This window comes from Bradyrhizobium sp. UBA2491 (genome assembly GCF_002341725.1).
Lineage (GTDB): Bacteria > Pseudomonadota > Alphaproteobacteria > Rhizobiales > Xanthobacteraceae > Bradyrhizobium.
In genome coordinates this window covers 1-8,572 of sequence record NZ_DDOP01000032.1, presented here as the reverse complement: position 1 = coordinate 8,572, position 8,572 = coordinate 1, and the positions used below count along the sequence as shown (strand labels likewise).

Below are 8,572 nucleotides of genomic sequence, written 5' to 3'. Positions count from 1 at the left end.
CGCCGATCACGCCGGCGAACGTATCGTTCGCGGCGGTCAACGTCAGCGTTCTGGCGCCGAGATCGACGCTGCCGCTGCCGGACAGGCGCTGGATGCTGGTGCCTGCGCCGGACAGCCCCGCGATGGAGAACGTGCCGTTGGCGATCACCTGGCTCGATGCGGAAATGTCGCCGGTGCCGGTCAGCGTCAGCGTACCCGCTGTGATCGTGGTCGCGCCGCTGTAGGCCTGCATACCGGAGAAGGCCTGCGTGCCGCCTGTGAGTTGCACGCCGCCGGTGCCGCTGATCGTTCCGGCGAAGCTGTCGTTGGCATTGGTGATGATCAGGTCCTTGGTGCCGAGCGTGACGACGCCGGCACTGCTGCCGGCCAGGCTCTGGATGTGCACGTTGGGGTCGGTAACGATCGAAAGATCGAAGGTCGCGTTGTCGACCACGCGGCTCGAACTGGCGAGGGCATTGCCTGAGCCGGCGAGGGCGGACAGCCTGAAAGTGCCTTGCTGGATCGCCGTCTCGCCGGTGTAGCTGTTGCCGGCGCCGCCGAACGAGAAGATCCCATCCCCGGTCTTGGTCAAGCCTCCGACCCCGCTGAAGCCAACCGGGGCGAGGACGGTGAACCCGTTGGTATCGATCGTCAGTCCGCCTACGGCGATGTTGTTCTGGGCCGCCGTTCCGGCGGAGGCATTGGTGGTATTGACGCGCGCGCGGAGCGTCGCATTGTCATAGTTGATCTGACCGCGCGCATTGCTGATGGTAAAGCCAAAGCCGCCCAGCATCACCGTGGCGTTGCGCACGTTGAGCGTGCCTGTGCCCCCAACCGGTGTGCCGAGGATGACTCTGACCGTCGCGTTTAGTGTCGCGCCGTCCGTGACGTTGACGACGCCGGTGCCGGTGCTGCCGACGGTGAGCGCGCCGGTCGTCAATTGCGATCCGGTACCCGTCACCGTCAGATTTGTCGACCCACCTGCGACATCGCCCATGGAAACATTGAGATTGGACGTCAGCGTGGCGCCGTTCTGAATCGTGAGGCTGGTGGTTCCGCCAGCCACGTCGCGGATATTCATATTGCCGGTCGTGCTGGTCGCCCCGGGGTTCACGCCGAGAACGACGGTTGAACCGGCCACGATGTTGGGGTTGGTTCCGGACGTCGGCGCTGTGCCGCCGGACCAGTTCGAGCCCACCGTCCAGTCGTTATTGGTGGCGCCGGTCCAGGTCTGCGCCGCCGCCGAGCCCGCTGACAGTGCCGAGAGCGCGGCGACCGATGTGCTCAGCAACAGCAGCCGATGGAAATGTGCGCGGGCGAGGGACGACGATACCGTCGGGCGTGGATTGCATGTGGTGTCACCAAAATGTCGTGCGATCGTCGCAGCGCCGATGCATTCGCGCATGGTGCCCAGCCCCTTGTTCTTGCCGCCGCCTCGCAGGGGTGCATTTCGGCAAACCTTCGCCAGCCGCAGATGGGCGCACGCTAGGTGACTCACCGTATGCTGACAAATGAAGGTTGCCGTGCTCGCGGTGAAACGAAACGCAGTGTGTTCGTGATGCAACGTCCGCGCGTCGCAATTAATCGATCGCTAACCAGTTGAGCCGTGCCGGGCCCGTTCCTTGCGCGAGTGTGTCTGCAAAATTTCGGAATATTAGAAATATACCCGTGAGTTGCCCGACATGTCAAGGAGCCTGGTCGAACGCCGGTTGCTTTGCATGGGATTGTTTTCGATATTTTGGCAATGCGCCGTCATGCCGGGCCTTGCCCGGCCACCCGATTCATCCGATCACGTTACCGCAGGTGGCGTTGACGTCGACGTGTGGAAGCACGACATACCGCCTATCCAAAGCGCCGCTCCGGAGCCAGCCATGAATGCGCCAGCCACCATCGAATCACAGTCCGACGGCGTGGTGCGCTGGCTGACCAACGAGACGCGCGACGAGCGCTTCGTCGACAACATCTTCGCCGAACTCTGTATCCGGCTACAGCGCGCCGGCATCCCGATCAAGCGGGCGACGATGAATCTCCTGATTCAGCACCCGCAATGGCTCGGCGCCCGGATCGTCTGGAGCGACGGGATGCGCGAGGCCGAGATCACGCGGATCGACTACGAGGTGCAGCAGCGGTCGGAATATATCGGCAGTCCGGTCTACGAGATTCATCAGGGCGCCACCGAAGTCCGCGAGAACCTCGAACGCGAACCGTCGCAGGGCCGCAAGCACGCGCTCTACGACGAGATGCGGGCGCAGCGCCTGACCGACTATGTGGCGTGGCCGCTGCTGCATACGCTGGGCAAGCGTCATGTCGTGACCTTCGCGACCGATCGCTCCGGCGGTTTCGACGCCGCGCATATCGAAGGCCTGTTGAAGGTGCTGCCGGTGCTGGCGCTGGTCAGCGAAATCCGGATGAAGAACCGGCTGGCGCGGACGCTGCTCGAGACCTATGTCGGCACCCATGCCGGCGAGATGATCCTGGCCGGCGCCACCAGGCGCGGCAGCGGCACCACGGTCCGCGCCGCGATCATGATCTGCGACTTGCGGGATTTCACCCGGATCTCGGACTCCTGGCCGCGCGACGACGTCATCGATCTCCTGAACGATTATTTCGACGCGATGTCGGAGCCGATCGCGCGGCATGGCGGCGAAATCCTGAAATTCATCGGTGACGGCCTGCTCGCGATCTTCCCGCTGAGCGAGCCCAAGGCCTGCGCCAACCTGCTGCACGCGGTGTCCGAAGCGCGCGAGGCGATGGCGGCGCTGAGCGAAAAGAACAGCATGATGGGCCGGGCGCCGATGAACTACGGCATCGGCGTTCACGTCGGTGACGTGATGTACGGCAACATCGGATCGCGCAGCCGGCTCGACTTCACCGTGATCGGCCCCGCGGTGAACATGGCCTCGCGCCTCGAGGCCCTCACCAAGCAGTTGAAGAGGAACGTGCTGCTGTCGCGCGCGTTCGCCGATCTGGTCGAACAGGATTTCGCCCTCGAACATGTCGGCGAGCATGCCGTGCGCGGCTTCAGCGAGCCGATCGAGCTGTTTGCCTACACCGGTTGAGCCCGGTCGGTGAATCCCTTGGCGAGGGCGTGATAGACGCCTTCCTTGCAGATCAGGCGCGAACTCGCATGGGCGATCAGGGCCGCCGCCATCAGCGGCACGACCATGGCGTGATTGTCGGTCATCTCGGTGACGATCACGAAGGCCGTGATGGGGGCCTGCACCACACCTGCGAAATACGAGACCATGCCGAGCAGCATCATGGCCGGCAGCGGCGCGCCGTGAAACAGCGGGGCGATGTTGGAGCCGAGCCCGGCGCCTACCGCAAGCGAGGGCGCGAAGATGCCGCCCGGCATGCCGCTGATCGAGGCGAAGGTGGTCGCCAGGAATTTCCACACGCTGAAGCTTCCGGGCAATTGCGATCCGGCTTCCAGGGCGGATTTGACCTGCTGATATCCGGTGCCGTAGACCGCGCCGTCGGAGGCGATCCCGCAGATCGCCGCCGCGAAGCCGCAGATCGCGGCAAAGCCGACCGGATAGCTCTTGATCGTGCGTCCGATCGGGTTGGCAAATCCGCGCGCCATCGCGATTAGAATGCGGCTGAACAGACCGCCGGCCAGGCCTCCGGCGACGCCGCAGAGCGGCACCGCGAGCCAGTCGGCGCCGTTGCGCAGCGCCGTCGCGCTGGTGCCGAAATAAGTGTAGTTGCCCATCAGCGCGAGCGAGGTGAGACCCGCGGCGATCACCGCGCCGATGATCAGGCTGGAGGTTCGCGTCTCGAAGGCGCGGCTCATTTCCTCGATGCCGAACACGATCCCGGCCAGCGGGGTGTTGAAGGCCGCCGCGACGCCGGCGGCAGCGCCGGCAAGGATCAGGCCGGGTTGGCGCCGGGGCGAGAAGCGGCCGAGCGCGAACATGATCGAGGCGCCGATCTGGACCGTCGGTCCCTCGCGCCCGACCGAGGCGCCGCAGAGCAGGCCGAACAGGGTGAGCAGGATCTTGCCGGCCGCGATGCGCAGCGAGACGAGACTGTTGCGCGCGGTCTGGTCGGTCAGATGGCGTGCCGCGATGGCCTGCGGAATGCCGCTGCCTTGCGCGTTCTGGAAGAAGCGATTGGTCAGGTAGACCGAGAGCGCGAAGCCTATCGGCGTCAACGCCAGCGAAGCATAGCGGAAATGCGACACCAGCGCGGAGAAGGCGATCTGCGCCAAATCGGCGAGCTCGGCGAGGGCGACGGCCGCGGCTCCCACCGCGACGCCGCCGAGCAGGAAGATGGCGCGGCGCTGCCAACGCACGGAGACGATTCGGAACAGCCGCCGCTGGCGGTTGGAGGGGAAGGTCATTCTGACGGCATTCTGGTTTATGTCGTGGTCCGATACGACACGGATCGCGCCATTCCTAGCATGCGTCGACGATGGGTGAAGCCCAAGAAATCAGCAAGACTTGCCGTCGCGGGCGTCAAACTCGAGAGCCGGGATACTCGCCCTCGGCAGCGGATATTCCGCCGTCTTATCTCCGACGCTGCTGCTTTCTCGGAAACAGCCGGTCGCGGATATAGCGCGAGGTCGGCGTCAGGCGAAGTCCCCGTGGCTTATGCCAGGCGGCGCGGTCGATCTCCTTCTTGTCGCCGATCGCGAGCCTTCCCTTGGCGTTCTTGGCGATGAAGATGGCGTCGCTCATCCTGCGGCCGGAACGCTTGTTCTTGGCGGTGACTTCCTTCCAGAGACTGAGCCGGCCGAGCTTGAGCTTCGGCAGCTCCTCCTTGATCTCGCGCTTGAGGCAATCTTTCACGGTTTCGCGCGCGCGCCGGCGGCCGCCGGGGAACATCCACAGCCCGTCAGATCGGCGTCGAACCAGAAGAACCTTGCCGCGCTTGGCAGCAACCAGCTTGGAGGATTTGGCCATCTACTGCGCAATGATCGAAAACAGAATCGATCCCAGTTTAACTTGTCTAATCAAGTAGACAAGTTCTAAGAGGCATTGTTCCACAGTCATATGTCGGCAGTTTATCGGCGACGAAATTTCCCGAATGCCGGACACGTCAGATGATCCGCGGATACGGCTCCAGCAAGACGTCAAATGACAGAAGTCGTCAGCTGCGACGGACTGCCGCAACTTCGTCCTGATGCTTGCGCATGTATGCCACGATCCCTCGCTGCACCCTTTCGCGCCATTGCTCGCTCGTTCGTCCAGCATGATCGCTTTCGTGAATGACCTATCGGATGCCGGTTCCGGCGGTAGGAACTTGGCCGCGCGTGTATCTGCGAGAAAGCGCGATACGATCCGCGCTGCCGCTTGACTTCATGTTCTTGTTTTGTTCTATTTGCCTCCTACCGTGAACAGGAGCCGGCCATGGACAACCGTATCAGCGAAATTCGCAGGCAGATCAGGGCGTTGCGCGTCAGCATGATGGAAGCCGAGGCGATCATGCGGGAGCAGGTCAACCGGGATGTGGACTGTGCCTTCGTCGCCGGGGACCTGCTGAAGATGCGGCTGGTCATGAGCCGGCTGGTCGAGGAGCGCAATGTCCTGGGCGACCGTACGCCGATCATCGTGCATGCGAGCGTCGCGCCGCGCCGTCGTGTGACGGTGACCGCCTTCGTTCGCCCGGCGAAGCGTGAGCTGATCGCCGAAGCGCGTGCGTGATGACGCGCTGAGAACGCGGCGGCTGCGCGCCGAGTTGCGCGAGCTCGAGTCATCCGTGAACCAGCTCAGGCGGGCGGGGCGCGACGGAGCGTCGATGCAGCTGCTGCTGTCGCGCAAGCGCGCCGAGCTCGAGGACGTGATTTGCCGGAGGAAAGATGAGAGAGCCGCTTCGGTATTTCAACGACAGCGATAGTCACGCGCCCTGGATCAAGGCGCTTGCCGAGGTCCGGCACATGGCAGCGCGGGAAGGCTGGTGCTTTCACCATGTGCAGGCGATCATCGTTGCGATCGATCAGTATGCGGAGGCGGCGCTCGGCAACCGCGAGTTCTTCCTCAATCGGCCGCAGACCGTCGGCCCGCTCAGGCGCGGCGACGTGCCGTAGCCGTCGCCGTGCTCATGGCAGCACGTCGGCCGGATGCTTGTCGCGGTGCTCGACATATTCGACACGGGTCCGGTCCGGATGCTGCACCAGCATGTTGCGACCGGTCGGGACCGGCTTGGGGCCGTCCAGTATCGCGGCGCCGACGTGGGGGAGATGCGCGGCGAATGCGTCGATGTCGTCGACCAGAAAGGTCAGATGCGTCGCCGTGAATGGCTTCAGGCTCTGTTCGGTGCCTGCAATGAACAGGATCGAGGCGACCTGCGCGAGCCTCAGATCATACTCCGGATAGTCGAAGCGAAGGCGCGCCGTTTGGCCGATCAGGGTTTCGTGGAACGCGACGGCCTGATCGAGCTCTTCCAGCGGCAAATAACGCCGCGCCAGGATGTTGAGTATCTTCATCGCTGGGCCCTCATGTCCTCATCCGTTGCGATCCGATCTGGTCAGCCGTTGCGACAGGGCACGGCGCCGGATGCGGAGCGCCGCGATCGCACGATCGATCTGGTCGAGCTTGTCCTGCATCACGGTGGAGCAGCTCACGCGCGCCCCACGGCGGCCGCCGTCAAGCGCGCTCAGGAGATTGCGCAACTCGCGGGTCGAGAAACCCGAGGCGATCAGGTCTCTCACCCACGCAGCCCGTTCGATCTCCGACGCCGCATAGCTTCGATAGCCGTTCGACGTCCGGCGCGGCACCACCAGGCCGGCCGCTTCATAGTGCCGAAGCGCCCGGGCGCTCACGCCGAGATGACGGGCCGCTTCCTGAATCCTCATCGCGATCTCCTGCCGAGGGCTGGCCTAGCACCTTGTCATTAACGTCAATGTCAAGCGCCGGGTTGCGCGCGGCTGCGCCGGGCACCGTCGCTGCGGATCCGCCGGAGCCTCGCAGGGGCCAAATGTCCCGGCGAGCCCGAGACCGCCGGGATGGTCAATCCGCTGCCGGCGACATATCGTGACGGTCTGCGGCCGAATCTGAGGCGGAACGTTCATCTCCGGGTCATCTGTATCCGGCCATCGTCGGCGCGGCGCCCGCAAGGGCGGCGGCACATTTGCGGAGGAGGTTTCGGATGACCAGGGGCTGGCAGATTGCGGCATCGGCGCTTGCCGCGGTCGTGATGGTTGCAACGCTGGGCGCAGAGGCGAACGCGGCGCAGTGCGGCAACGGGCCGGGCGGGTTCGAAGCCTGGAAGGAGCAATTCGCCGGCGAGGCAAGGGCCAAGGGCGTCGGGGAGACCGCAATCGGCGCGTTGATGCAGGCCCATTACGCCAGCGCGACGATTGCCGCGGATCGCGGCCAGCGCAGCTTCGGCCTGTCGCTCGAGCAGTTCATGGCCAAGCGAGGATCGGCGACCATCGTGGCGCGCGGCCGTTCGCTGAAGCAGTCGCAGGCGGCGATGTTCGCCTCGATCCAGCAGCGCTATGGCGTGCCGCCGGGACCGTTGATCGCGATCTGGGGCATGGAGAGCGGTTTCGGCAGCCAGCGCGGCAACCAGAACATGCTGTCGTCGATCGCGACGCTTGCCTATGACTGCCGACGCCCGGACTTCTTCACCGACCAGCTCTACGCCGCGCTGAAGCTGATCGACCGCGGCACTTTGTCCGGGAGCACGCGCGGCTCGATGCATGGCGAGATCGGCCAGACCCAGTTCATGCCGAAGAATGTCCTCGCCTATGGCACCGGCAATCTCGATGTTGCCGCCAACGCGCTGAGCTCGACGGCTAATTTCCTGCGCGCCCATGGCTGGCGCGCCGGCGCGGGCTATCAGCCGGGAGAACCCAACTTCGCCGCGATCGAGGCGTGGAACGCGGCGCAGGTCTATCAGAAGGCGATCGCCATCATGGGGCGGCAGATCGACGGCCAATGAGCGCAGGGCCGTGAGAAGTCCGGGTTCCTTCATCCCTTGTTAACGCAACGGTGCCCAGATCGTAGGGCGAAAGGGGCGGGTGGAGACAGACTCCATGCTCAAGAACGGCACTTATGCGGCGTGGTTTCGCACGTCGCTCGCGGACGGCACCGGCATCGTGCATGTCGCCGACGGCAGGCTGTGGGGCCGCGACAGCATCATGCTCTACGACGGCACTTACGAAGTGGACGGCGAACGCTTCACGGCCGTGCTGACCACCAGGCGGCACAGCGAAGGCCATGCGACGGTGTTCGGAACCGACGATCTCGTGGTCCGCCTCGAGGGGGTCTGGAATGGCCCGATCGCGATCTGCAAGGGAAAGGCCGATGCGGTGCCCGACCTTGCCTTCGAGGTGACGCTGATGCCCAGTCATGAGGTTTCGGCCGAGCCCGACGCGAACCTGCCGACGCCGAAATTCGACCCGAGCAAGCTCCCGAAATTGCCGAAGCGCTCCAGCCGCTGAAGGCTAAAGCGCGATGAGGTGAGTTTGAATCGCCATCGCGCTTTGGATTCCTATTTTCGCATGATCCTTTCGGAAAACCGCTTCGCACTTTTCCGGATCATGTTCTAGGCATCGCCGGTGCCGGCCGTTCGCGGAAACGGCGCGCCGGGCGTGTACAGCTTGGTCGCGCGGATTTCGTAGACCGCCGATGGATTGGCCCGGCGC

Annotated in this window: 10 protein-coding genes; 5 read left to right on the top strand and 5 right to left on the bottom strand. The window is 64.5% G+C overall.

Going from position 1 to position 8,572, the window contains the following annotated elements:
- The coding region (locus B2W55_RS09355) for a beta strand repeat-containing protein (protein WP_291532215.1) at nt 1-1,384 on the bottom strand (1,384 nt) is incomplete at its 3' end.
- Nucleotides 1,385-1,850: 466 nt separating this feature from the next.
- Here B2W55_RS09355 and B2W55_RS09350 point away from each other — a divergent pair.
- Nucleotides 1,851-3,038, top strand: coding sequence for an adenylate/guanylate cyclase domain-containing protein (locus B2W55_RS09350; protein WP_024582379.1), 1,188 nt, complete (start codon nt 1,851-1,853; stop codon nt 3,036-3,038).
- On the opposite strand, the gene B2W55_RS09345 is transcribed toward B2W55_RS09350, so the two are convergent.
- Both B2W55_RS09345 and B2W55_RS09340 read right to left on the bottom strand, forming a co-directional pair.
- The gene (locus B2W55_RS09345) at nt 3,026-4,321 is read right to left on the bottom strand and encodes a chloride channel protein (protein WP_024582378.1); all 1,296 of its coding nucleotides are present in this window, start codon (nt 4,319-4,321) and stop codon (nt 3,026-3,028) included. The genes B2W55_RS09350 and B2W55_RS09345 overlap by 13 nt on opposite strands.
- 166 nt (nt 4,322-4,487) lie before the next feature.
- On the bottom strand, nt 4,488-4,883 hold the full coding sequence (locus B2W55_RS09340; protein ID WP_024582377.1) for an NUDIX hydrolase: 396 nt from the start codon (nt 4,881-4,883) through the stop codon (nt 4,488-4,490).
- Nucleotides 4,884-5,330: 447 nt separating this feature from the next.
- Here B2W55_RS09340 and B2W55_RS09335 point away from each other — a divergent pair, with 447 nt between their 5' ends.
- The gene (locus B2W55_RS09335; RefSeq protein WP_024582376.1) at nt 5,331-5,624 is read left to right on the top strand and encodes a hypothetical protein; all 294 of its coding nucleotides are present in this window, start codon (nt 5,331-5,333) and stop codon (nt 5,622-5,624) included.
- A 155-nt stretch (nt 5,625-5,779) separates the two neighbouring features.
- The gene (locus B2W55_RS09325; RefSeq protein ID WP_024582375.1) at nt 5,780-6,007 is read left to right on the top strand and encodes a hypothetical protein; all 228 of its coding nucleotides are present in this window, start codon (nt 5,780-5,782) and stop codon (nt 6,005-6,007) included.
- Between the two features lie 12 nt (nt 6,008-6,019).
- Here B2W55_RS09325 and B2W55_RS09320 read toward each other — a convergent pair whose 3' ends face one another.
- Together B2W55_RS09320 and B2W55_RS09315 are read right to left on the bottom strand one after the other, a co-directional pair.
- Nucleotides 6,020-6,406 (bottom strand): VOC family protein, encoded by a 387-nt coding sequence (locus tag B2W55_RS09320; protein ID WP_024582374.1) that lies wholly within the window; start codon nt 6,404-6,406, stop codon nt 6,020-6,022.
- A gap of 18 nt (nt 6,407-6,424) precedes the next feature.
- Entirely contained in the window at nt 6,425-6,775 is a 351-nt protein-coding gene (locus tag B2W55_RS09315) for a MerR family transcriptional regulator (protein WP_024582373.1), read from the bottom strand.
- A 341-nt stretch (nt 6,776-7,116) separates the two neighbouring features.
- Here B2W55_RS09315 and B2W55_RS09310 point away from each other — a divergent pair, with 341 nt between their 5' ends.
- Complete coding sequence (locus B2W55_RS09310; protein WP_371412479.1) at nt 7,117-7,866, top strand: lytic murein transglycosylase; 750 nt, start codon at nt 7,117-7,119, stop codon at nt 7,864-7,866.
- Nucleotides 7,867-7,960: 94 nt separating this feature from the next.
- The gene (locus B2W55_RS09305; protein ID WP_024582371.1) at nt 7,961-8,368 is read left to right on the top strand and encodes a hypothetical protein; all 408 of its coding nucleotides are present in this window, start codon (nt 7,961-7,963) and stop codon (nt 8,366-8,368) included.
- Nucleotides 8,369-8,572 lie beyond the last annotated feature (204 nt).